This window comes from Flagellimonas pelagia (genome assembly GCF_003584135.1).
GTDB lineage: Bacteria > Bacteroidota > Bacteroidia > Flavobacteriales > Flavobacteriaceae > Flagellimonas > Flagellimonas pelagia.
Genome location: NZ_QXFI01000025.1, coordinates 226,736 through 251,624 on the forward strand (window position 1 = coordinate 226,736; position 24,889 = coordinate 251,624).

Sequence of the window (24,889 nt, forward strand, 5' to 3'; positions counted from 1 at the left end):
ATAAAATGTTTCATATAGGTTGATTAATTTTTAATGGAATATCGGCTCAACATTAAGAATTTATTTTAAGTGATCCATTTTTTGTAAAATCAAAATTTAGTTACTGATATTTTTCTTTAAAAAATGAACAAAAAAGGCAGATTGTTAATAGGTTGTTTTTTAATGGAATATCAACTTTTGGTGATTTTTATGAACACCCTCACATAAGAAAGATATTGTACCTTTGTTAGGTATCCTCAAAATACTAAAACCATGAAAATTTCTATAGGAAATGACCACGCCGGAACTGATTATAAACTGGCCATAGTGGGGCTTTTAAAATCAAAGGGAATAGAGGTAATCAACTACGGTACCGATGGTACCGATAGTGTGGATTATCCTGATTTTACCCATCCCGTTGCTACTGATGTGGAAGAAGGTAGGGTAGATTATGGTATCGTAATCTGTGGAAGCGGTAACGGTGCCACCATGACCATCAACAAACATCAAAAAGTAAGGGGAGCTCTTTGTTGGACCAAGGAAATTACCCAATTGGCACGGGAACATAATGATGCCAATATTTTGAGTCTTCCTGCGCGTTTTATTGCATTGCCACAGGCATTGGACATGGTGGAAACTTTCTTGAACACCGAATTTGCTGGCGGCAGACATGAACGTAGGATAGAGAAAATTCCCTGCAGTTAAAAAACTATGGCACACCACCATCATCACAATCATAGCCATTCACATGCCCATCCCGATTTAAAGGGTAGGAACCTGCTTATTTCCATCTTTTTGAACATCGCCATTACGGTGTCGCAAATTGTGGGCGGACTTATTTCAGGTAGTTTGGCTTTATTGTCGGATGCCTTGCACAATTTTAGTGATGTACTCTCCTTGGTCATCAGTTATGCGGCTACCAAACTGGGGAAAAAGAAAGCCTGCAAAGAGAAGACATTTGGTTATAAACGAGCCGAGATCATGGCCGCTTTCGTGAATGCCGCGACTTTGGTGGTGGTGGCCATCATTTTGATGAAGGAAGCCGTGGAACGACTCTTTCAACCACAACCTATCGAATCCAATCTGGTCATCTGGCTTTCCTTGATTGCCATTGCCGGTAACGGTTTCAGTGTGCTGTTATTAAAAAAGGATTCCGAGCACAATATGAACATGAAATCGGCGTATCTGCATTTATTGACCGATATGATGGCTTCGGTAGCGGTATTGGTCGGTGGTATTTTGATGAAGTTCTATCAAATTTATTGGGTAGATGCCGTGTTGACCATGGCCATTGGCGTTTATCTGATTTATATGGGGTATGATCTGTTGAAGGAATCCACCAAAGTATTAATGCTCTTTACCCCCAAGACCATCATCATCCAAGATTTGGTGGAATCAATCTGTACCATAGACCGAGTGAAGAATGTGCACCACGTTCATATATGGCAACTCAATGAAGATGAGGTACATATGGAAGCCCATATTGATTTTGTGGAAGACATCAAACTTTCGCAGTTCGATGCTATTTTGGAGGAAATCGAAGAACATCTGTACCACAAGCACGGCATCAACCATGTCAACATTCAGCCAGAATTTGATAAGTGCGATTCCAAGAGCGTAATTGTGCAGGATTGATGGAGATCAGCGTAAAGACTTTTGATGAACTTTCCAATACGGAGCTGTACCAATTGTTAAGGCTCCGCAGCGAGATTTTTGTGGTGGAACAGGATTGTGTATACCTGGATTTGGATAACAAAGATCAAAAAGCCCTTCATGTTGTGGGCACCAAAAATGGCCAAGTAGTGGCCTATACCCGAATTTTTCAACCCGGGGATTATTTTAAAAACGCCAGTATTGGCAGGGTAGTAGTGGCTCAGGACCAGCGCAAGTTTGGGTACGGCAAACTTATCATGGAAGCTTCCATTTCGGCTATTGAAGAAAAGTTTCCGAATACTTCCATAGAAATTTCGGCCCAATCCTATCTATTAAAATTTTATTCCGATTTGGGGTTTACAGCTTTTGGCGAGGAATATTTGGAAGACGGTATTCCGCATACCAGAATGTTGAAAAAGTGATTATACCAATCGCTTTGCCATGCCAATTTTCTCCAAAAATTCAAGTTTTAAGATAAGGTTGATGGGTTTTTCAGCCTTGTTTTGGGTAGAAAAGAACAGATAACCTTCCTTTTTGGGATGGAGTTCCTTCAATTCCATTTTTCCATGAATCTCTTTATGCACCAAGGAAATCTCTTTCAAAAATTTTTGGGTAAGCCCCTTCTGGGATAAATGCGCAATCAATTTTTCCCGGTTCACAAAAGTGATGTTGCACGAAGTGAACGTGTCTTCCTCATCAGAAAAAATGCTGGTTACCAAGGCATAAAAATGAGTCTTTTTGGAATGATCAAGGAACCAACCTTCCTTTATTTTTCCATTTTTCCGATAAAACAATTCAAAGGCAAAAGTGGGCAAAGATTCGTTCACATAATCCAACTGGGCCTTTTCATCCACGTAGTATTTTGTGTTGTTCTTAAGATCGGTTAAAATAAGATCTACGCCCGCTTTTTGTAATCTCAGGTCGGAAATACGCTCAAAACCATAGTGTTTCAAGCGATTTTTGTAATAGTGATCCAGTAAGGGGGTTAATTTTTTTTCTTTGGATAAGTCTGCTTTAAAATGACTCTTCAATTTGGGATAGTTTCCGGAACAAGGTGGAACCTATCCGCTCCACAATACCCACCACCAAGGCATTTCCCATAAAAAATGCGCGTTTGGCGTCTGGGATTCCCTCCAATAGGGTGTGATTGTCCGGAAACATGTTCAACCGTTCCAATTCAATAGGTGTAAGTCTTCGGAGTCCCTTGGAGGTCTGGACTACGTGTTTGAACCGGGAAGGCGATTTGCCGCCCTCACCGGTTATGATGGTTCTGGAAGGTTGATCAAGCGCATCGGGAAACACCATGCTCCCCTCGCTATAATGGTACTCAAAACCAGCAACGGTCTTGCGAATTTCTTTTTTGGCCCCTTTTAGATATGCCCATTTTTCTAACTCGGTGTCGTCAATGAACAGTTCTGGGTCGATGTTATCCTTTTCCAAAATATCGGAAAGCAATGTTCTTGCACCGTCGTACGATGGAATGGTTTTGAAGGTAGTAACGTTACCATCTACACAAACACCTGTATTTTGAAAGGGAGAAAGCCCCTTTTTATCATTGAAATGTTCCGAAATGGAAACCAGATTCTTATCGAGAGTAAAGTGTTGAAGGTTTTCAGTCGTTTCTCCTACGGGGAAAGTGGTTGCAATGGTTCCTTTTTTCAAAAGCCAATCTTTTGATCCTGTTTTTTGGATGCTTTTGAACAATTGGGTAGACTTGTGGTACGCCAGAAAAAAAACGCGCCTTCGGCGCTGAGGCATTCCATACTCGGCCGCATTAATCACGCGCCATTCCACAGCATAGCCCAAATCCGACAAGCTGCGGAGCATAATTGCAAAATCTCGCCCCCGTTGGTTGGATGGGGATTTTAACAGGCGATCTACATTTTCCAAAAAGAGATATTTGGGCTTGTTCTTTTTTTCGGTAAGAATACGGTGAATGGACCACCAAAGCACCCCCTTTTTACCCAAAAGCCCTTTGGAATTTTTAAGGCTGGTGGCCACAGAATAATCCTGACAAGGAAAACCACCCACTAAAATATCGTGGTCGGGTATTTCTTTGGTCGGGACTTCTTCAATATTGTTGTTGGAGTGGTTGTCGGAACCAAATCGGGCCTCATACACCAAAGAGGCATGCTGCGTTTTGGTGGAAGGTTCCCATTGGTTGCTCCACACTACTTTGTAGTGATTCGTACTTTCAAGTCCCAAACGGAAACCACCGACACCGGCAAAAAGTTCGCACACCTTTAGTTTTTGCATGCCCAAAAATAGGATTAATCTTTCTTTTTTAAGTGGTCTTTGCTCTTGTCGTCATCGGGGTATGCCCTATCCAAAAATGTAATGGCAAAACAGGCCTATAAGAGTGCTCGAAAAAAGGAACATCACAATATGAAAAACAGTGTTCGTGTATTTGGAAATGTCAGGGGATTCCAAGTTTTCGGTTAATCTGGAAACAAAAGGATTTTTGGGCAGATACATGATTTCCAGTTTATCCATTTCTACAAGTGAAACCTTTTCCAAATCTTCAGAAGTTTTGTCCACACCGTCAAAAACTTGTCCTCTTTCATCGGTAAAGACATAATTAACCTGAACGATGCAGCGGCCTTGTATTTTGGTGCCGGTATTTTTGTGTCCTTTTATTTGGGCCATGGTCCCTTTTCCATGATAAAGCAGATCCCAGTTTTGTGAACGGGTTCTTCCCGTTTCCATCAATCCAATTTTTTTTAACAGAAAGTGTAGAAATATTGCCACTCCCAGCAAAACGAGGAATATCTCCAGCATCTCGGATTTTTTTAAAACGCTTTCATAAAAATCAGGGCTTTCCCAAATCCTTTTGAGTGTTTCTCCCATCAAGATGTAGCACCCGGTTACGTAAACAATGATTTTTAAACAGCAGAGCAACACCACGGCAAAGGAAATGCCGCATGCTCCCAAAGCAAGAAAAACAGGATCCCGTGGTCTTTTTGCCGTGTTCAACCCGATGGGGATTTTATCATCGGGATGGAACCTGTTTAAAAGCGGTTTACTGTCCCATACCCGGATTTTCCTTTGAATGGGATATCCTGAAAAATTTTCAAAGACGAGAAGGAGCTCCAAAAGGGGTCGTTTTCCTTTTTTTATAGTGTTGATAGATAAGATGGTGGCTTCTTTTGGGACAATAGTGCCATTTTTTTGGCTTTTCCAAATGCAAAAGGACCGACAAAAGCAGTTACACATCAATTTATAAAGCCAGAACAGAAGGATGATGCCAACCAAGAGGAGGGTGACGAGGGTGTAGGTCATTTGGGCGTTTTCGGTTAAAATACTAACCGGAAAAGTTTCCTAGGCCCAAAACTTGACCGTTACGGAATATGGATTGACCAAAGGGCCGTATGGTTTGTTTTGGTCATAAAAGGTTTACTATGGAAAAGGAAATAGGGAAAGGGGGTTGTTTATTTGAACTTTGATTTTTTTAACTCATTCATCTGTTCAATCATTTTTTTTCTTCTAATCATTCTGTATAAAGCCAGAATCAGTAAGATGATTCCAACGAAAATAACTTCAGACCCATTAGATAAGCTAGGTTGTGGAAATTTAGGATGGGTTACCGATACAGTACCCAAATACAAATAATGATATAGTCCATAAGAAAGTAAAAAGATTGCCATTACAACAATCGAAAAAGTCAAACGATCAAAATCTTTTTTTGTTTTTTCAATTCTTTTATCTGCCATCACTATTTCAAAATACTGGCATACTTTGAATTATCGGCCAACAGTTCCTTGGCGGTCAAAATGGCATCGTCATGGGCTAAAAAGTATTGGTAAAGCCCTTCGCGGTAGAAGTAGCGGGTGATGATTTCGTCCTGCAATAGCTTTTTGATCTCGTTTTTATAGGAATCCAAAGCGGAAATCTTGCCCCGGTTTACGGCCAAGAGCAGGTCTTTGTATTTTTCCTGCACCTCTGCGCCCAAAAGGGAATCGTCCGCATTTATGGATTGCTCCAACAGCTCTTCCGTTTTGGTCTGAAAAGTAAAATTCTGTTCCTGCACGTACTTTTTAAAAGCATTGTAATCGGCGTCGGAAAAAGCAAAATCATCTACTTTGGCAAAGGAATGATCGTAGAAATAGTTTGTGGCAAAATCGAAGACCACATTATTGTCCTGAAGGGCATCAATGAGCGTGTTGGTCTTCAGCGACTTGATGGCCACATCGGGCATCACGCCCCCGCCGTCCCACACTTTGCGGCCGTTTTTGGTGGTGTATTCCTTAAAATCGGTATTTCTTACGGCCTTGCCCTCGGCATCCCTATGCCAATAGTCCAGTGCCTGGATACACCTGCCGGATGGGGTGTAATAACGGGAAATGGTTACTTTTAACTGGGTGCCATAGGTGAGTTTAAGGGGTCTTTGCACCAATCCCTTCCCGAAACTTCTGGCCCCGATGATGACGGCACGATCCAGATCTTGCAGTCCACCGGAAACAATCTCGCTGGCCGAGGCGCTTTTGCCATCCACCAAAACCACCAGAGGAATGTTTTCATCTTCAGGTTGGTTGCGGGTGCGGTATTCTTGGTTGAACTTTTTCACCTTGGATTTGGTGGTCACGATCAGTTGTCCTTTCGGAACGAATAAATTGGTAACGTTGATGGCTTCGGAAAGCAATCCGCCCGGATTTCCCCTTAGATCCAACACCAAACGTTCCGCTCCCCTGCCTTTTAGATCCTGAATGGCAGATTTGGTCTGACTGGACGCTTTTTCATTGAATCGGGAGAGTACGATGTAACCCGTTTTGGCATCGATCATATCGTAAAATGGCACGGCATCCACTTCCACGCCTTCACGGGTGATGGTGGCGGTCTTGGTTTGGCCCTGCCGCACAAAGGTCACCTCCACAGAAGTGTTGTTGGCGCCTTTCAGCAGCTCGCTGGCATTGTCATCAAAGTCGGCCACGGTGGTCTCCCCAATTTTGATGATTTCATCCCCGGCCTTAAGGCCAGCCTTATCGGCGGCATAGCCTTTGTATGGCTCCACGATCACCAATTTGCTTTCGTAGGAACGTACCAAGGCCCCAATTCCTGAATACTCCCCAGAATTATTGATTTTGTAGGCCTCTACATCCTGCTCGTTCAAAAAACGGGTGTAGGGGTCCAGTTCGTCCAACATGTTTTTTATGGCAGAATCCATCAGTTCTCCCGGATTGGTTTCGTCCACATAGTTCATGTTCAACTCCTTGAACAAGGTGGTGAAGATTTCTATCTGCTTTGCAATTTCAAAAAAATCACTTTTAAAACTACTGGCCGTCACCAATAGGGCGACTGCCAAAATGGGCACCCATATTTTTTTCTTAACCGACGCTTTCATCACATTCTTTTTTTAGGAAGGCTTCCAACAATTGCTTCATGGTTGTGTCCACCTCTTCAAAAGAGGGCACTTTATGACCAAGGTATAAAAATAAGAACGCATAGTTTCCTTCAATGTTGTTAAAAATAAGGGACTTATTGAGCCGGTAGGATTCCCGTAGCAACCGTTTGATGCTGTTTCGGTCCACTGCTTTTTTGAACTTTTTTTTGGGCGCCACCACCCCCACTTTTATGTGGCCCCCATCTTCAAATGGGGTTTTGAGATATATCAACTTTATGGGAAATTCGCGAAGGTTCTTTCCTTCGGCAAAGAGTGCCTCGATTGTTTTTTTGCTCTTCAGCTTTTCAATTTTGGGAAATGTATACATAGGAAAGCCCTTTCGCAACGGGCGTACGTTTTACCGTACCAAGTTACTCAAATTATATTTTGATGAAGGAGCGATCCATTAGGGGATTTTCCGCGAATTTTGGATTGAAGGTCAAAAAAATTTTAAAAAAGAAGGGCGGGCCATTCGGCCCGCCCTAAAATCTTTTTAGTGTTTGAAAATCCAATTACGGATTGGCTTGGTACACATTGTTTTCGCCGTCCACATCCGCCATGAGTTGGGATGGGTCGATCACGATGGCCTTCACTTTTTCCAAGGGCATGTCCAACGTAAATTCATAGGTAGGGTATGCCCAGGCCCAGTTGTCCAAAACGGTTCTTTTAAGGGTTGGATAAGGATTATCCTTTTCCCCGAACATCATGCGCAACGGAATATAATAGGTTTCTTGGGTTCCGTCTTCACCCACTACCAAAATATCGATAGGCATGGGCATTTCGCCGATGCGCTCCAAGGAAACTCTTGTTTTATTGCCCTCAGCTTCTACACTTTTGATGCCGTAATCAATGGTATTGGTGGTCATGGTCCAATCGGTCAAGTACCAGTTCAGTTCCATACCCGATACCTTTTCTGCCGTTCTTTTGATGTCGTTAGGGGTAGGGTGTTTAAACTTGAAATCGTCAAAGTATTTATGGATGGTTTCCATCAATTTATCCTGTCCGATGACATAGCCCAATTGTGATAAAAAGATTGACCCCTTACTATAGGCTGCAATACTATAGGCAAAGTTGGTGGTGTAACGGTCGGCATGGGTGGTCTGTGGCATTTCCAATCCGGAATTGACCAAGGCATAATATCCTTTGTACGAGCCCTCGAACGGATTTTGTTTTTCCTGATCCATAATCTCGTTCATGCACAGACTGCTGATGAAAGAGGTAAAACCTTCGTCCATCCAAGCGTGCTCGGACTCATTGGTGGCCAATATATGCTGGAACCAGGAGTGTGCCATTTCGTGTGCCATAACACCCACCAAACTGCCATATTCGCGGCCTCCGGTAATCAAGGTACTCATGGCATATTCCATACCGCCATCGCCACCCTGGATCACAGAGTATTGATCATATGGATATTTCCCGACGTTCTTGCTGTAGAAACGCATGGCCTCAGCCGTTGTGGGCTGAAATTTTTTCCAATTTTCTATAAAATCAGGATTGTTCTTATAAAGAAAATGAAGGGTAGGTCCATCTTCCATGGGCAGGACATCGTGAATGTAATCGGGATCGGCGGCCCACATAAAGTCATGAACATTGGGGGCCACAAAATGCCAGGTAAGCGTTTTGCCCTTGGTCTTTACAGTGGTTCCAGGGGTCTCGTACCCATGGCCGATTTCCTGTGGATTTTGCAAATATCCTGATCCACCCACAGTATAATCTTTGTCCAAGGTAAGTTTTACATCAAAATTGCCCCAAACGCCGTGGAACTCTCGGGCGATGTAGGGATTAGGATGCCAACCTTCAAAATCGTATTCGGATAGTTTCGGATACCATTGACTCATGGAAAGAGCTACGCCTTCCTTGCTATTTCTTCCGGAACGTCTGATTTGGAGCGGGAGTTGACCTTTGAAAGTCATGTCCAAAGTAGTCTTTCCTCCAGCGGGAATTGGTTTGGCCAAATCCACCACAAGAATGGTCCCTTCCTCCTTAAAGGTAACGGGTTGACCATCTTGGGTGAGCGACTGGGCATGCAGATATCCCATTTCACTTTCGGACAGGGCAGCAATCCTGCTCTTTCCATCTTCCATCATCCTTTTATCGGGATCCTTGATATTCTGGAGCCTGATGTCCATCTCGCTTCCCGGTTGAAAAGCATTGTAGTACAGGTGGTAAAAAACACGGTTCAACGCATCGGGGGAATTATTGGTATAGACCAATTTTTGAGTACCTGTGTATTGGAAGGTTTTCACGTCCATGTTCACATCCATGGTATAATCCACATGTTGTTGCCAGTAGCAGGGGTCTTGCGCCGAGAGGAGCGAAACTCCCGAAAAGGCCGCAAAAAAGAACAATGTTATTCGCTTCATAATTATTTTGAGTTACTTTCCAAGGTCATTTTTCCTTTGGATATGTTGTTTGCCAAAATTAAGGCATTGTAGGCGTTCACCATTTTTCCCGACTTTGAAATTTTATCAAAAGTGGTTGCTTTGGACTCGTCTCCCGCAACAATTACCGATGCTTTGGATTTAAGCCCTGATTGCATGATGATGTTTTTTACCTGGGGAGCCGATAGGCTTGGGTAATAGGAACGGATCAAGGCCGCTACTCCTGCAACTGCTGGGGCCGCCATGGAAGTACCTCCTTGAAACTCGTAGTCGTTGCTCGGCATGGTGGAATAGATCTTATCGCCGGGTGCGAATACATCCACGTTGGCATGGCCGTAGTTGGAAAAAGTGGCCACCATTTCGGAACCATAGCTGCTGGTCAGTGCACCAACGGTGATGACGTTACTTACAAATTCAGAATTTCCAAATCTATGGTCGTTAGGATAATTCGGGTTTTCGGGATCATCAAGGTCCTCCCCGTCGTTTCCGGCGGCATGTACAATGAGTACATCCTTGGACTCGGCGTATTTTATAGCATCGTACACCCATTGTGCTTCTGGCGAAAAAGCTTTTCCAAAGCTACAGTTGATGATAGAAGCTCCATTATCCACCGCATAACGAATGCCCATGGCGATGTCCTTGTCATATTCGTCCCCGTTGGGAACCGCACGGATGCTCATGATCTCCACATTGTTGGCTACGCCGTTCATACCCACCCCATTATTGCGTTGGGCGGCGATGATACCAGCTACGTGTGTGCCATGGCTCTCCGTCACCACTTGGTTTTTGGGGTTTCCGTTTCCGTAGGGAACATCAGTGATATCGTAGGGATTGTCACCAACTGGCGTACGTCCATCAAAATCCTTGTTGAGGTTATAGTTCACCTGATCAGTGAAATAGGTAATCCCTTCTTGAAGCTCGTTCAGTACATCTGCAATACTATCACCATAGGTGAACATTTGGGTCAACACGGCCACACTTTGCTCCATTTGGGGCGTTTTGGGCTGAATGGACAAAAGCTCTTCCTTGGTGTAGGTCTCTTTGCCCAATTCTTCCTTAACGGCCTTATCGGCGCCTTTCACCACTTGAAAGATCTGTTCGTATTGTTGCTTGTTCTGTAATGCCTTGGGATATTCTTCATCCAACAAAAGACGGGCCTTGGCCCTGTCAGAGGCATCACCAATATTCAAGCGAAGCATGCGAACATATTCCAATTGCTCATTATAGGAATCGCCCAAAAAATTGTACCCGTGAATGTCGTCCACATATCCGTTGCCATCATCGTCCTTTCCATTATTGGGAATTTCATCCGTGTTGGTCCAAAGCACATTCTTAAGGTCTTCGTGGTTCAGGTCCATACCGGAATCCAAAACGGCAACCACTACGGTCTTCCCTTTTTTGTTTTTGATGATTTCTTTGTAGGCCTTGTCCACGCTCATTCCGGGAATGGTGTCGTTGATGAGGTCCAAGTGTCCCCAGTTTTTCTGCTCCGCTTCGGTGAGCTCGGAAACCTTTAAAGGAACCGTGTCGATATTTTCAACAGGGGTTGAAACCAGCGAAGTGGATCCACAACCCATTAGGAAAAGGGACGCGGAAATGGAGACAAATGATAGTTTATAATATGTGCGATTCATAAAGATGTTTTTGTAAATAGTACGTTTTATTGTGTTCAGAATAATTCATTGAAGGAAAACACGGTATCCAACCGGGCTCCTTTTTCCGTTTTTTGCAAAGAGCAGATTTCATTATGGGCATCGTGTTCAAAGAACAGCAACCAATCGTTTTCCACGGCATTGATCAAAAATGTTTCTTTTTCGGTCAGGGTAAGTAAAGGGCGGGTGTCATAGCCCATCACATAGGGAAGGGGAATATGGCCAACGGTCGGAATCAAATCGGCCACGAAGACCAAGGTCTTGCCTTTATAGGTTATGTGCGGAAGCATTTGCTTGTCGGTATGGCCATCCATAAAATGGATACCAAACCCCAACTCGGATTTTTCCAAATAATGCCCTCCCTTTCTGTCGATAAAATGTAACTGACCGCTTTCTTGCATGGGCAACAGGTTTTCCTTTAAAAAAGACGCCTTTTCCCTGGCGTTGGGTTTGGTTGCCCACTCCCAGTGTTCCTCATTGGTCCAAAACCTTGCATTCTTGAATGCGGGTTCATAACCTGTTCGGTCTTTGTTCCATTGAATGCTGCCACCACAATGGTCAAAATGGAGGTGGGTCAAGAAAACATCCGTAATATCATCACGATGAAACCCCGCTTTTTCTAAAGAACCGTCCAAGGTATGGTCGCCCCACAGGTAATAGTAACCAAAGAATTTTTCGGATTGTTTGTTTCCCATGCCGTTATCGATTAAAATCAATCGATTCCCATCCTCTATCAAAAGACAACGGGCGGCAATATCGATCATATTATTGGTATCTGCGGGATTGGTTTTGTTCCAAATGGATTTTGGCACCACACCGAACATGGCACCCCCGTCCAACTTGAAATTACCGGTCTCTATGGGATAAATTGTCATTTAGAAAGTAAAACGGCATGCAAAATAAGAAAAGCACCATCCAAATAATGAAAAAATAAGGTTTTATTGGCCGTATTTTAACAAAAACCAGATAAGAAACCTCCTCCTATATCACTGCCCTTGGGGTTTGCGCACTATTTTCCACCATGTTGAAAATAATTGGATATCAAAAAAGGGTGCGTCTTCCGTGTCGAAACGGATATCTAAAAGAAAAGCAGTAAATTTCCAAAAAACAAAGACAATGCTCGAACTTGCTGGAATTATTATTCTAGGCATTATTGCTCAATGGGTGGCTTGGCGCTTTAAAATCCCGGCCATTTTACCATTGATTTTGATAGGTCTGTTGGTGGGACCCATTGCCACTTTGTACACCGAAGATGGCTCAAAACTCATAGAACCTGTTTGGAACGGAACCAAAGGTCTTTTCCCGGGCGAAGGACTCTATTATTTTGTTTCCTTGGCCATTAGCGTGATTCTTTTTGAAGGCGGACTCACCCTTAAACGGGCCGAAATATCGAATGTAGGGCCCGTAATCTCCAAATTGATTACCATAGGCACAGTGGTCACTTTTTTTGGTGCAGGCGTAGCCGCCCACTATATTTTTGGACTTTCATGGCAGATTTCGTTTTTGTTTTCCGCCCTGATCATTGTTACCGGACCTACGGTAATCACCCCGATTTTACGGAACATTCCCCTTAAAAAGGATGTTTCCGCGGTATTGAAATGGGAGGGCATTCTCATTGATCCGATCGGGGCCTTGGTAGCGGTATTGGTGTTCGAGTTTATCAGTGTGGGAGAGGGCCATGCCTATACCCAAACAGCTCTGATCGAGTTTGGCAAGATCATTCTTTTTGGAACCACTTTCGGATTCACTTTTGCCCACGCATTGGCATTTGCCATCAAAAAGGACTTTATACCTCACTACTTACTGAATGTGGTCTCCCTTTCCACGGTACTCCTTGTTTTTGTGGAGTCAGATGTCTTTGCACACGAATCGGGACTATTGGCCGTAGTGGTCATGGGAATGGTCTTGGGCAACATGAATCTGCCCAACTTGAAGGAGTTGCTTTATTTCAAGGAATCGCTGAGCGTTTTGCTGATTTCCATTCTCTTTATCCTCTTGGCGGCCAATATCGATATTAGCGACATGGAGTTGATCTACAACTGGAACTCCGTAGCGCTTTTCGCAATCATTGTGTTCATCATCAGGCCACTGGGTGTTTTTCTGAGTGCTCAGGGCTCCAATTTAAAACTCAATGAAAAGCTTTTTATAGGATGGGTGGGTCCGCGCGGAATCGTTGCCGCCGGTATCGCCTCCCTATTTGGCTCAAAATTGATGTTGAGGGGAGAAGCTGGAGCGGAATATATCACGCCATTGGTGTTCATGATTGTTTTGGGAACGGTTTTATTGAATGCAACCACTGCCAGACTCTTTGCAAAATTGGTTGGGGTATTCTTGACCAAATCCGAAGGTATTTTGATTATTGGTGCTTCCAAATTGTCGCGATTGATAGCCAATTATCTCAAAAAGAATAATAGGCACGTGGTGTTGATCGATAACAACCAGGCGAACGTGGACAAAGCCAAAAGATTGGGCTTAGAGGCCATCACGGCGAACATTTTTTCTGACACCCTTACGGACAATATAGAATTGAACGATATGGGTTATCTGATGGCTTTGACAGGCAACTCCGACATCAACAAATTTGCCATCAGAAAATTCCAAAAACAGTTTGGGGAAAACGGGGCATTCCGTCTGGTGAACACAGAAGAAGTAAACGACCCGGACAACAATCCGAAGGAAGGCCTTTTTTCACATACCGATGATTTTATCCAATTGATGGACACGGTCCGGAAACATCCCACCATCCACGAAATAGACTTAAAGGACAAACAGCATTACGACAGCCTTATCGATCTCACCCAAAAGGATAATGATATTGTGCCTTTATTCACCAAGGCCCCAAGTGGCAGTATTGACATCATCCCGGCCAACAGCAAGGATTTTGTACCCAAAGGCGAGGGATATAAATTGGTATATCTGGGTAAATTAATCGACCCCGATGAGGATGACCAGGACTAATCGTTCAGCTTAAGCACAGCCATAAAGGCCTGTTGTGGAATTTCCACATTACCCACTTGGCGCATACGTTTTTTACCCTTTTTCTGTTTTTCCAAAAGTTTACGCTTACGGGAAATATCCCCACCGTAACACTTGGCGGTCACATCCTTTCTGAGCGCTTTGATGGTCTCACGGGAAATGATTTTGGCCCCAATGGCGGCTTGGATCGGAATGTCGAACTGCTGTCTGGGGATAAGCTCCTTCAGCTTTTCACACATTTTTTTACCGATGTTGTGGGCATTGTCAAAATGGACCAAGGCCGATAGGGCATCCACGGGTTGGGCGTTCAAAAGGATGTCTACCCGAACCAATTTGGAAACCCGCATCCCGATTGGGGAATAATCGAAAGAAGCATATCCTTTGGAAACCGTTTTCAAGCGATCGTAAAAATCGAATACGATTTCTGCCAACGGCATGTCAAAGTTGAGCTCCACACGTTCTGGGGTCAAATACGTTTGGTTTGTAATATGTCCCCGCTTATCAATACAGAGCGACATCACGTTCCCCACAAAATCAGATTTGGTGATGATGGTAGCCTTAATGTATGGTTCCTCCACCCGGTCCAAAGAAGAAGGATCGGGAAGATCGGATGGGTTGTTGACAACTATCGGGGTCTCTTTGTCCTTGGTGGTGTAGGCAAGGTAGCTCACGTTGGGTACGGTGGTGATCACCGTCATATCGAACTCGCGCTCCAAGCGTTCCTGTACGATTTCCATGTGCAACATACCCAAGAAACCACAACGGAAACCAAACCCCAAGGCGGCACTACTTTCCGGGGTGAAAACCAAAGAGGCGTCATTGAGCTGCAGTTTTTCCATGGAGGACCTAAGCTCTTCAAAATCTTCTGTATCCACAGGATAAATTCCAGCAAACACCATGGGTTTTACATCTTCAAAACCTTCAATGGCATTTTTGGTCGGGTTGGCGGCATCGGTAATGGTATCACCTACTTTTACCTCGCGCGCATCTTTGATACCGGTAATCAAATAGCCCACGTCTCCAGCGGAAATTTTGTTTTTGGGCATTTGCCTCAGCTTTAAGGTGCCAATTTCATCGGCCTCATAAGCTTTCCCGGTAGCCACAAACTTTATTTTTTGTCCCTTTCGGATTTCACCGTTCATCACCCTAAAATAGGTTTCCACCCCCCTAAAAGGGTTATACACCGAGTCAAAGACCAAGGCTTGCAATGGTTCGTTGACATTCCCCTTTGGGGCAGGAATGCGCTCAATGATGGCTTTTAGGATTTCTCCGATACCGATACCGGTTTTGGCACTGGCGGGAATAACTTCTGAAGGATCACAACCCAATAGGTCCACGATGTCATCGGTCACCTCTTCGGGATTGGCGCTGGGCAGATCCACTTTGTTCAGAACAGGGATGATTTCCAAATCGTTTTCCAAAGCAAGATATAGGTTGGAAATGGTCTGTGCTTGAATACTTTGTGCGGCATCCACAACCAAAAGAGCGCCCTCGCAGGCAGCAATGGAGCGCGAAACCTCATAGGAAAAGTCCACGTGTCCGGGAGTGTCGATCAGGTTAAGAATATAGGTTTCGCCCTCGTACACATATTCCATTTGTATGGCATGGCTTTTAATGGTGATGCCACGTTCGCGTTCCAGGTCCATGTTGTCCAACAATTGATCCTGTTTCTCACGCTCGGTGACGGAGCCCGTAAAGTCCAACAAACGGTCTGCCAAGGTACTCTTACCGTGGTCTATATGCGCAATGATGCAAAAATTCCTGATCTTTTCCATATAACAATAACCTATCTGTAAAAAGGGTGATAAGCAACTGCAAATATAGTTGTTTTAACTGCCCGCAAAGGGTTTTTTGAAAATTAGGAAACGAAGGGGTTATATCGACCAAAAATAATTTCATAGATTTGAGGTTCAACCCCAACCATTCATGAAGCAAACCACCTACATTTTATCATTGGTGTTTTTGACGGCGAACGCTTTGAGCGGACAGACCTTTAAAATTTCAGGAAAGGTTGTGGATGAGCAGAACCAGGTTATTCCCTACGCCAATATTCTTCTTTTACAGGCTTCCGATACTACGTTCGTAAAAGGTACCTCGGCTGATGACAAGGGGTTTTTTTCCTTGACGGAGGTAGAACCGAACCTATACTTGCTTCAGGCGAGTTATGTTGGAAGAGGATCCGAGCCTCGGGCTTTGGATATCAAAACCGATGTTTCCCTAGGCGCGTTGATCATTCCGCTAGAAACTAATGAGCTGGATGAGGTAGTGGTCACGGCACAGCGACCAAAACTGCAAAGATTACCAGACAGACTGGTCTTTTCGGTTGAAAACACCGTGGTTTCACAAGGAACTTCCTGGGATATCCTTAAAAGCACGCCAGGGGTGATTGTAAACCAGGATGAACTCTTGATCCGAGGGCAAAATGCCACAGTATACCTGAACGATAGAAAGGTTCAACTTTCCGGTCAGGAGGTACAGGATTTATTGCAGGGACTGTCGGGTACCAACATCAAATCGGTGGAGGTGATCGCCAATCCACCGGCCAGCTATGATGCTGAAGGCGGCCCCATTTTGAACATTGTCACCAGTAAGAATATCATACCGGGGTACAAGGGAAGCGTCAACGGCACCTATACACAAGCGGTGTTTCCAAAATTCAGTATGGGAACCAGTCATTATTACAAAACGGACAAGCTTCACCTGTTTGCGAACTATACCATCAATCCACAAAAGGAATTGAAGAAAACGGTAAAGGGCATCAATTTTATGGACAATGCCAATACTGTTTTTTCGCAATGGGACACGGATTATAACCAAACCAATAGTTCGCAATCCCAAAATGGAAGTTTCATCTTGGATTATGATTTTGATGAACACAACAGTTTGAATTTTACATCCAACCTGTTGTTCAATTTGGGGCAGGACCAGCGTACCCATCTCAACAATGAAATGCGAAACGGGTTGGGCCAGTTGGACTCTACCTTCACCACACAGAACAATGCCAATTTGGACAACACCAACCTGGCGTTTGATTTGAGCTATGTGCATAAGTTGAAAAAGCCGGGGGCCCGGTTGAGCGCAAATGGTCATTATACCTATTTTAACGGGAAGTCGCTTCAGAACCTAGGTTCTGATTATTTTGACGCGAGTGGTAACTTTTTAAGGGAATTCGGGTTTGATGCGGATTCAGAGCAGGACATTCAAATTTTCACGGGCCAATTGGATTATTCAACCCCTATTGGAAACGCTTCCTTTGAGACCGGGGCAAAGATTTCCTCGATTGCATCAGAAAGCAATCTGGACTTCTTCAATTTTACGGGTTCGAGCAATACAGTGGATGCCTCCTTGTCCGACCGTTATACCTATGACGAGAATGTATATGCCGCATACTTGAGCTTTGTGAAGAATTGGGAAAAATGGTCAATGAAGTTAGGCGTGCGCGGTGAACTGACGGAAGCCGAAGGCACGTCGTTAACATTGAACCAAGTCAACACCCAAGACTTTTTTGAGCCGTTTCCGTCTGTCTATGTGCTGTACTCCCCTTCGGACAAGCACAGCTTTTCCTTTGATTATGGACGGAACGTGGATCGACCCAAATACAACGATCTGAATCCGTTTCGGTTTTTCTTCAATGAGAATGATTATGAACAAGGCAACCCAAGCTTGACGCCTAGTTTCAGCAATAATTTCAATTTTAACTACACCCTGAACAGCGAATATTTCTTCGATGTCTATTACCGTGATAATGGCAGCAACATTGCGTATCTGGTTTTTCAGGACAATGACAACCAAACTTTGGTGGAGCTAAAGCAGAATGTGCTGGACAGTAAATCGTACGGTCTGGACTTTACCTTGAGTAAATCCCTCATGTCGTCTTGGTTTATGTATGCCTACACTTCCCTTTTTCATGAGGAAGAAACCTTTTTGGCCACCCAAAGCGGCAATGTGGAATTTACCAACAAAGTGAACGGGGTTTACGCTTATCTGGGCAACTATTTGACCCTCTCCAAAGACGGCACTTTTACGGGTGAAGTTACTGGGACCTATATTTCAAAGTTTCTGTTCGGATCGTATGTTTCCGATGAGCAGTTCAACTTGACCTTAGGCTTACGTAAAACGCTGTTCAACAATAAGATCATCCTTTCTTTGGCCGCTGAGGATATTTTGGAAAAATATGTACCCACCTATCGTTCCCAATATTTAAACCAGGACAATTTTTACCGAAGAAGGCCCGAAACCCAGTTCATCCGCTTCGGATTTACCTACAATTTTGGAAACTTCCGATTGGAAGACAACCAACGCGGAATAGACAAAAAGGAGCGCGACCGACTACAATCGCAGCAGTAATGTGCTGATTTTGGGTTATTTTGTACTTTTGCAGTCCAAAAAAAGAAGGATTTGCCCAAAATAGGTAACATAGAACTTCCGGATTTCCCACTTCTTCTCGCTCCGATGGAGGATGTGAGCGACCCCCCTTTCCGTGCATTATGCAAGGAACAGGGTGCCGATGTGGTGTATACGGAGTTCATTTCTTCCGAAGGGTTGATTCGTGATGCGGCCAAAAGCGTCCTCAAGCTCGACATTTATGAAAAGGAACGTCCTGTGGGCATCCAAATATTCGGGGCCGAACTGGATTCCATGCTGCAGGCGGTGGATATCGTGGAGCAATCCAACCCCGATATCATCGACATCAATTTTGGTTGTCCGGTAAAAAAAGTAGTCTGCAAAAATGCCGGTGCCGGGATTCTTCGGGATATTCCTTTAATGGTAAAACTCACTGAGGAAATCGTAAAGCGGACCAAACTGCCCGTGACGGTCAAGACCCGTTTGGGCTGGGATTCCAATTCCATCAAGATTGTTGAAGTGGCCGAACGGCTGCAGGATGTGGGCATCAAGGCGATTTCCATCCATGGGCGTACCCGTGTTCAGATGTACAAGGGAGAGGCCGATTGGAGACCGATTGCCGAAGTGAAGAACAACCAACGCATGCAGATTCCCGTTTTTGGAAATGGTGATGTGGACACGCCGGAAGCGGCTCTAAAAATGCGGGATGAATTTGGATTGGATGGTGCCATGATCGGTAGGGCCAGTATCGGGTACCCGTGGTTCTTCAAAGAGGTGAAACACTTTTTTGAGACCGGCAAGCATTTGGATCCCCCAACCATGCCGGAACGCGTGGACGCCGCCAGAAGGCACCTTCAAATGGCCATTGATTGGAAAGGAGAAAAACTGGGTGTTTTTGAAACCCGAAGGCATTATACCAATTACTTCAAAGGTATTCCACACTTTAAGGAGTACCGCACCAAAATGGTGACCAGCGATGATGCGGTCGATGTTTTTGCCGCGTTTGATGAAGTGCTCGAAAAATTCGGGGATTTTCAGTTCGCCTAAATCGAAATCAATTTTTTGGAAATCCTGCTACTGGCAATCTTTGCGGAGATAAAGCCCAAGACCACAATGGTACCCATCACGATGAACAGGTTCATCACACTATATTCAACAGGATAAGCAAGGGAAGGCGTAATTTTCAGCCATCCGAACAACAATTGGGAAATGATGAGCAACGACCCGATCAATACCCCTATCAGTCCCCCAAAAGAAGTGACCAGCAAACCCTGGATAAAATAAATTCTTCGCAATTCTTTAATGGTGGTGCCCAAACTGAACAGTGTTTTGGAGTTTTGCTGTTTGTCCAAGATCATCATGATGATGGCCCCCACAACGTTGAACAAGGCAATGATCAAAACCAACGTAAAAATCAAGTATGTGGCCAAGTTTTCTGTGTTGAGCATGCGGTAAAGCGAATTGTTCTGTTCCCTTCGGGAAAGGACTAGGACCTTATCCCCCAATACCGTTTTAACGGCTTCCCTAACGGCTTCGACATCGGCTTTTTCATCCAATTTAAAATTGATACCAGAAACCTCGGCACTGTCCTTTTGCAATAAATCTTGAACCAAAGGGAGCTGTGTGAACACATATTTTTTGTCCAGGTTTTCTTCAACCGCATACACTCCACTTACTGTTAAAGGAAGTTCATCATAGGGTTTGGAATTGAACCCCTGTTGTGAAAGGGAACCTTTACCGGGCTTGGGAACCAACACTTCCAAAGGTTGGCGGTTGTTCATGGGAACGCCCAAAAGGTTGTAGATACCGATGCCAATGACGCCCTCAAACTCCGAGTTGCCCCAATTGCCAAAATAAAGGGTACTGTCCACTCCCGTCACGGAACGGTAATTTTCGTCCACTCCTTTGATGTAGGCAATGGTACTCTTTTCTTTATAGGTAAGATAGGCCCGTTCCTCCAACTCTTTGGCGTAATTGGCCAACCCCTGAATATTTTTGAGTTGGTCCTGTTCCTCTTGGGAAATGGAAAACACTTTCCCCGTGGCGGGCAAGGCTTTTAAATCAGGGTCGAAGGTGTTGGAAAAGGAAAGGCTAAACGTCTTGAGCCCAGCAAAGGCCGAAAGCACTATAAACAATGCGGCTGAACCGATGACGATGACCAAAAAGGTGATAAAATTGATGATGTTCACCGCATTTTGACTGCTCTTGGATCTTAGGTAGCGTTTAGCGATGTAAAGCGGAAAGTTCAAGATTAGGCTTTCTTACGTTTATCGAGCAAGTCCCTGTTTTCGATGGGATTTTCTTCACCTTTGAGCGATTTCTCGATATTGTCAATATATTCCAAGGAATCATCCAGATAAAAATTAAGTTCCGGAACCCTTCTCAATTGGTGTTTGGTACGTTGGGCCAGTTCGTGACGGATGCCAACCTGACCGGCCTTGATGCCTTCTAGCAATGCTTTGCCATCCTTGTTCGGGAAAATGCTCACATACACTTTGGCCAAGGATAGGTCTACGGTAACGGAAACCTTGGAAACAGAGATCAAGGTTCCCTTAAGACCACCATCGGTGGCGGACCGTTGTAGGATATCGGCCAAGTCTTTTTGAATGACCCCTGCAATTTTCTTCTGTCGTTGTGTTTCCTCCATAGTGCAAAAATAAAGGAAATCCTGACTAACCTCACATTTGGAATGGATTACAGTCCGTAATTTTGGAGAAAAGCAGCTATTTTGTCAACCAAACCAAGGGTTAAAATGGAAAAAATAGAACATATTGGCATTGCGGTAAAAGATTTGGAGGTGTCCAACCCATTGTTTGCCAAATTGTTGGGGGTACCGCATTATAAAATGGAAGAAGTGGTCTCAGAGGGAGTAAAAACCTCCTTTTTTAAGTCAGGCCCCAATAAAATTGAGTTGTTGGAAGCCACAAACCCCGATAGCCCCATTGCCAAGTTTTTGGAAAAGAAGGGGGAGGGGATCCATCATGTAGCCTTTGCTGTGGATGATATTGTTTCGGAACTGGCCCGATTGAAGCAGGAAGGCTTCCAAATTTTAAACGAAACCCCGAAAAAGGGAGCGGACAATAAGCTGGTGGCCTTTTTGCACCCAAAGGGCACCAATGGGGTTTTGGTGGAACTTTGCCAAGAAATAAAAGAAGGCTAGGTCCGTTAAAACCTTGCGGTGTAGAAAAATAAACACTAATATTGCATCCGCAAAATGCGGGTCCTATAGCTCAGTTGGTTAGAGCACCTGACTCATAATCAGGTGGTCCCTGGTTCGAGCCCAGGTGGGACCACGGAAAACCTCTCTAAACAATTGATTTAGAGGGGTTTTTGTTTTTGCAGGGGGCAAATTGGGGGGCAACTATCGGAATAAATTAATTTCCTCAAGAAACATTTTAAACTCTAAATCAGATTTTTCACCTGCTTCAATAGAGTCTGTTAAGTCAAAACAGTAAAAATAATCCCCATGTTCAATATAAATCATTCGGCAAAGAGCACGGTACGAGTTTGGTAGGTCTCGGTGTTCAACCATAAAATCACAATCATATTGAACAGTCTTGATTCCAGATATATCCTTCACTTCTTTCGATTTGGTAACATTGGGATCTTGGATGTATTGAATTCTATTTGTAGTCCAACTAATGGCATATTCTTCTACCGTTTGTATACCAATCTCATCATAATCGGATTTTTTTTCAACCCAAACAGCAATACTTGGGGAGTATTTTCCAAAATTTAAGGGATTATTCTGATCATACTTGGCCATTAGACAAATAGGGTCACCCGTGTTTTCCCAAACAAAATCCTTAAACTCTTCCCAATCTTCTGATAGAATCGTTTTCTCTTTTAACTCACCGAAATCTTTAACGTTGATAAAATACCAATCCTGTGGCTTGGAAAAGGCAAGCCCAAGAACTTTGTTTACATATAGATTGTTCTTGGTTATAACTGCTTGAAGTGGGTTGATTGCCAATCCAGCTAATGCAGTTGACGTTAACTTAAGAAAGTTTCTCCTGCCTGTGCCCATGCCTTTTTACAACTTAAGGATTTCATTTTTAAACACTTTTTCAAATATTGGCACATTCTCCACAAAAAAAGCATTCATTTTTGGCCAATGGAATTTGTCAAAAAGATTCACATCGTTAAGAACATACTTTATGCGACTCATTTTGTTATCTGGCAATTCTTCCCACATTAAAGATTTACCAAAACCATCTTCAATTTCCACTTTTCGTCTGATTAACTTTTTAAAATACTTTTTGTTCAGCTCTTTATTTGCTGTTGTTATACTAAGCTCAACCTGACAATGGGAACCGGTAACGACCATAGAGTAATTTACTCCTGTTTTTCCGGCACCCATGCTTATCCAATGAGATTTCACAGGATTAACATTTGAAAACTGGCCCTTCTCTTGCAATTGGGGCAAAAGTTGCTCCCAATATTCTTTACGCACATAAAACCTGTTGCCCTGAGAGGAACCAATATCATATTTGATAATAAGTTCATCTTCCAAATCAAATAAGGACAATAACTTTTTTAGAATATTGAACTTTGTATTGCTATCTATATTGAACTCGACAAAATAGCCATTGGTTATTTCCTGGGCACTTCTAAAATCTTCTTTATTTCTTGTTATTTTAAGAATATTGTTCCCAAGTAATAGTCCAGTATTTATGCCATATAACTGTTGAAGCACGTAATAGTACATATTTGCAATGGCTGATTCTTCCACCTTGTTGTTCTTGAAGATAAAATATTCGAGTTTTTTGTGGGTTGGAGACTCTGCTTCAAAAATAGATTGTTCTACTGGTTCTTCATCCGTCTCTAGTATAACATTAGGATAACTCCAGATACTAAGAAACCGTTGGCTGATTAGTTTAAGTCTTGATTCATAGGAATTGCTATCCCAAACATCAATTCCTTTTAAATAATCATTTAACCATAGCCTACTGTATTTATAACCTTGCTCTCCACCTTGATGATTCATGTTCTTTTTTTCCAAGAAGGTTTTGTTGCCTAATGAACCATTGTTGCCAGACAAAGTGAGGTTTGCCAATGTATTCAGATATTTTTCCTTAAATAGGAAAATCTCTTCCTCATCTAATTGCTTGGACCATTCAGAACTAGGGTTTTGTGGAAAAATGTGCTCAATTGTGATGCTTTCACTGGAAGTGTTGACATGCTCACGGTTGTTGTGGTTTTCCAAAAGCTCAAAAAGATAATTCCTGTTTTTTGCTTTGATATTATAGAGATCTTTGTCTTTTAAGGCAGTTAGGAGGTCTTCATCATCCGGAAAGCGTGAATTACCTCTTTTTTTACATAGGGCTTTGGCTAAACTTTCAAAATAGTCTTCGGTATCTATCTCTGAATACAATGTCATGAAAATCTTATTTAGCGCATTGGTCGGCAATCCTACTATAAATCTTCGCCAAGCATAATTTTGAACCAATTTCAATACTTGAATGACAGTTTCTTCGTCTGTAATCCCATTATCCCAATCTTCAAAAACCTGTAACAAGAATGGATAGGCGACATTCACTTCCAATCGGTTGATGTATTCGAGTTCTTTACGAATTTGAGGGTTTTCAACAGTTTCCGGATTGATAAACATTTTATAAAATAGGGAAAGCCCTTTCATGTTTTCCAACTCGTTCATGTACTCTTCATCCAGTTTGTTGGGATAGTTCTTTTTAAACTCTTGGTAGACCTTTGATTTATTAGGTATTTTCTTGTTTTTGAGCGTTAAATAGTCTCGGATATATTCAGAAACCAGAGACTTTTGTTTTAGAAGGTCCCGGGCATTTTCTTCAATGGGGTTCCAAATCGTGTTGAAAACCTTTTGCTGCTCCCGTGGCTGTAGATCCATTAGAATATAATTCCGTATCAAATCGGATTGGGACAAATCTAGTCCGGTTGAGTTGAGACTTTCAAAAATCCGTTGTGGATCATCCTTGTCGCGCTCTAGAGAAATTTCAACAAAAATTAATCGCTTCAAACCATTTCTGATGACCTCAAAATTCTCGGCATTGATTTGAGAACTGAAAAAATTATAGTTTTCAATCACATTAGAAAATGAAGTAAACCCTTTTTCATTCCCCTCCAAAATTGCCTTGAACGCCATGGAGTTGGTGTCTGTCTGTTTTAGTTTGAGCTTACTATCGTCTTCTTGCACATATTGATTGACCAGGAACATATTGTAGAGCATCTCGGCCTCTTTTTCCAGCCCATTGTTCTTTGCAAAACGGTACAAGGCGACATACAACAAATTAATAGTAGTGAGACGTTGCTGGCCGTCTATGATCACCAGTTCGCGGACCTCTCGGGTGGTGTAAGTACCTTCGTGAATAAAAACTATGCTGCCAATAAAATGTGTTCCGCGGTCTTCTTTTTCAACGCTTATGATATCCTCCAACAATTGCTTGCAATGCCCTAGTTCCCAATCATAATTGCGTTGGTAAACGGGTATTACAAATTGCACATTCGGTGTCTGTAAAAAATTGATGATGGGTAGTTCGGTGGCTTTCATA

Annotated in this window: 21 protein-coding genes and 1 tRNA gene; 8 read left to right on the top strand and 14 right to left on the bottom strand. The window is 43.3% G+C overall.

Features of this window, described 5'->3' with window-relative positions; genetic code table 11:
• Positions 1-252: 252 nt before the first annotated feature.
• The 3 genes from D2V05_RS09885 to D2V05_RS09895 are packed head-to-tail and all read left to right on the top strand — an operon-like array spanning position 253 to position 2,054.
• Positions 253-684 (top strand): RpiB/LacA/LacB family sugar-phosphate isomerase, encoded by a 432-nt coding sequence (locus tag D2V05_RS09885; RefSeq protein WP_119639229.1) that lies wholly within the window; start codon positions 253-255, stop codon positions 682-684.
• Positions 685-690: 6 nt separating this feature from the next.
• Entirely contained in the window at positions 691-1,614 is a 924-nt protein-coding gene (locus D2V05_RS09890; RefSeq protein ID WP_119647416.1) for a cation diffusion facilitator family transporter, read from the top strand.
• On the top strand, positions 1,614-2,054 hold the full coding sequence (locus tag D2V05_RS09895) for a GNAT family N-acetyltransferase (protein ID WP_119647417.1): 441 nt from the start codon (positions 1,614-1,616) through the stop codon (positions 2,052-2,054). Before D2V05_RS09890 ends, D2V05_RS09895 begins: the two co-directional genes overlap by 1 nt.
• Here D2V05_RS09895 and D2V05_RS09900 read toward each other — a convergent pair whose 3' ends face one another.
• The 9 genes from D2V05_RS09900 to D2V05_RS09940 all read right to left on the bottom strand — a co-directional run bounded on the left by D2V05_RS09900 (position 2,055) and on the right by D2V05_RS09940 (position 11,917).
• Entirely contained in the window at positions 2,055-2,585 is a 531-nt protein-coding gene (locus tag D2V05_RS09900; RefSeq protein ID WP_235855430.1) for a hypothetical protein, read from the bottom strand.
• A 61-nt stretch (positions 2,586-2,646) separates the two neighbouring features.
• Positions 2,647-3,888, bottom strand: a complete 1,242-nt coding sequence (gene dcm / locus D2V05_RS09905; RefSeq protein ID WP_119647419.1) for a DNA (cytosine-5-)-methyltransferase — start codon at positions 3,886-3,888, stop codon at positions 2,647-2,649.
• A 66-nt stretch (positions 3,889-3,954) separates the two neighbouring features.
• Positions 3,955-4,725: a hypothetical protein gene (locus tag D2V05_RS09910; protein ID WP_147378266.1), complete on the bottom strand. Its 771-nt coding sequence runs from the start codon at positions 4,723-4,725 to the stop codon at positions 3,955-3,957.
• Between the two features lie 335 nt (positions 4,726-5,060).
• Entirely contained in the window at positions 5,061-5,342 is a 282-nt protein-coding gene (locus D2V05_RS09915) for a hypothetical protein (protein ID WP_119647421.1), read from the bottom strand.
• 2 nt (positions 5,343-5,344) lie between these two features.
• Entirely contained in the window at positions 5,345-6,970 is a 1,626-nt protein-coding gene (locus D2V05_RS09920; RefSeq protein ID WP_119647422.1) for a S41 family peptidase, read from the bottom strand.
• Entirely contained in the window at positions 6,954-7,337 is a 384-nt protein-coding gene (gene rnpA, locus D2V05_RS09925) for a ribonuclease P protein component (RefSeq protein WP_119647468.1), read from the bottom strand. Before rnpA ends, D2V05_RS09920 begins: the two co-directional genes overlap by 17 nt.
• A 184-nt stretch (positions 7,338-7,521) precedes the next feature.
• Complete coding sequence (locus tag D2V05_RS09930) at positions 7,522-9,372, bottom strand: M1 family metallopeptidase (protein WP_119647423.1); 1,851 nt, start codon at positions 9,370-9,372, stop codon at positions 7,522-7,524.
• A gap of 2 nt (positions 9,373-9,374) precedes the next feature.
• On the bottom strand, positions 9,375-11,024 hold the full coding sequence (locus D2V05_RS09935; protein ID WP_119647424.1) for a S8 family peptidase: 1,650 nt from the start codon (positions 11,022-11,024) through the stop codon (positions 9,375-9,377).
• A gap of 35 nt (positions 11,025-11,059) precedes the next feature.
• The gene (locus tag D2V05_RS09940) at positions 11,060-11,917 is read right to left on the bottom strand and encodes an MBL fold metallo-hydrolase (protein ID WP_119647425.1); all 858 of its coding nucleotides are present in this window, start codon (positions 11,915-11,917) and stop codon (positions 11,060-11,062) included.
• 241 nt (positions 11,918-12,158) lie between these two features.
• Here D2V05_RS09940 and D2V05_RS09945 point away from each other — a divergent pair, with 241 nt between their 5' ends.
• Positions 12,159-14,000 (top strand): cation:proton antiporter, encoded by a 1,842-nt coding sequence (locus D2V05_RS09945; protein ID WP_119647426.1) that lies wholly within the window; start codon positions 12,159-12,161, stop codon positions 13,998-14,000.
• Here D2V05_RS09945 and lepA read toward each other — a convergent pair.
• Positions 13,997-15,793 (bottom strand): translation elongation factor 4, encoded by a 1,797-nt coding sequence (lepA, locus tag D2V05_RS09950; protein WP_119647427.1) that lies wholly within the window; start codon positions 15,791-15,793, stop codon positions 13,997-13,999. The genes D2V05_RS09945 and lepA overlap by 4 nt on opposite strands.
• A gap of 151 nt (positions 15,794-15,944) precedes the next feature.
• Between lepA and D2V05_RS09955 the strand changes: the two genes are divergently transcribed.
• Complete coding sequence (locus D2V05_RS09955; RefSeq protein WP_119647428.1) at positions 15,945-18,365, top strand: outer membrane beta-barrel family protein; 2,421 nt, start codon at positions 15,945-15,947, stop codon at positions 18,363-18,365.
• Positions 18,366-18,416: 51 nt separating this feature from the next.
• Entirely contained in the window at positions 18,417-19,409 is a 993-nt protein-coding gene (dusB, locus tag D2V05_RS09960; protein WP_119647429.1) for a tRNA dihydrouridine synthase DusB, read from the top strand.
• Here dusB and D2V05_RS09965 read toward each other — a convergent pair.
• Together D2V05_RS09965 and rbfA are read right to left on the bottom strand one after the other, a co-directional pair.
• Positions 19,406-20,611: an ABC transporter permease gene (locus D2V05_RS09965; RefSeq protein ID WP_119647430.1), complete on the bottom strand. Its 1,206-nt coding sequence runs from the start codon at positions 20,609-20,611 to the stop codon at positions 19,406-19,408. The genes dusB and D2V05_RS09965 overlap by 4 nt on opposite strands.
• Positions 20,612-20,613: 2 nt before the next feature.
• Positions 20,614-21,009 carry a 30S ribosome-binding factor RbfA gene (rbfA, locus tag D2V05_RS09970; protein ID WP_119647431.1) on the bottom strand — a complete coding sequence of 132 codons (396 nt, stop codon included), beginning with the start codon at positions 21,007-21,009 and terminating at the stop codon, positions 20,614-20,616.
• A 105-nt stretch (positions 21,010-21,114) separates the two neighbouring features.
• On the opposite strand from rbfA, the gene mce reads away from it, so the two are divergent.
• Both mce and D2V05_RS09980 read left to right on the top strand, forming a co-directional pair.
• Positions 21,115-21,522, top strand: coding sequence for a methylmalonyl-CoA epimerase (mce, locus tag D2V05_RS09975; protein ID WP_119647432.1), 408 nt, complete (start codon positions 21,115-21,117; stop codon positions 21,520-21,522).
• A 59-nt stretch (positions 21,523-21,581) separates the two neighbouring features.
• Positions 21,582-21,655 (top strand) — tRNA-Ile (locus tag D2V05_RS09980).
• Between the two features lie 68 nt (positions 21,656-21,723).
• Here D2V05_RS09980 and D2V05_RS09985 read toward each other — a convergent pair.
• The gene (locus D2V05_RS09985; RefSeq protein ID WP_119647433.1) at positions 21,724-22,389 is read right to left on the bottom strand and encodes a hypothetical protein; all 666 of its coding nucleotides are present in this window, start codon (positions 22,387-22,389) and stop codon (positions 21,724-21,726) included.
• A 6-nt stretch (positions 22,390-22,395) separates the two neighbouring features.
• Positions 22,396-24,888, bottom strand: coding sequence for a DUF4268 domain-containing protein (locus tag D2V05_RS09990; RefSeq protein WP_119647434.1), 2,493 nt, complete (start codon positions 24,886-24,888; stop codon positions 22,396-22,398).
• Position 24,889: the final 1 nt, after the last annotated feature.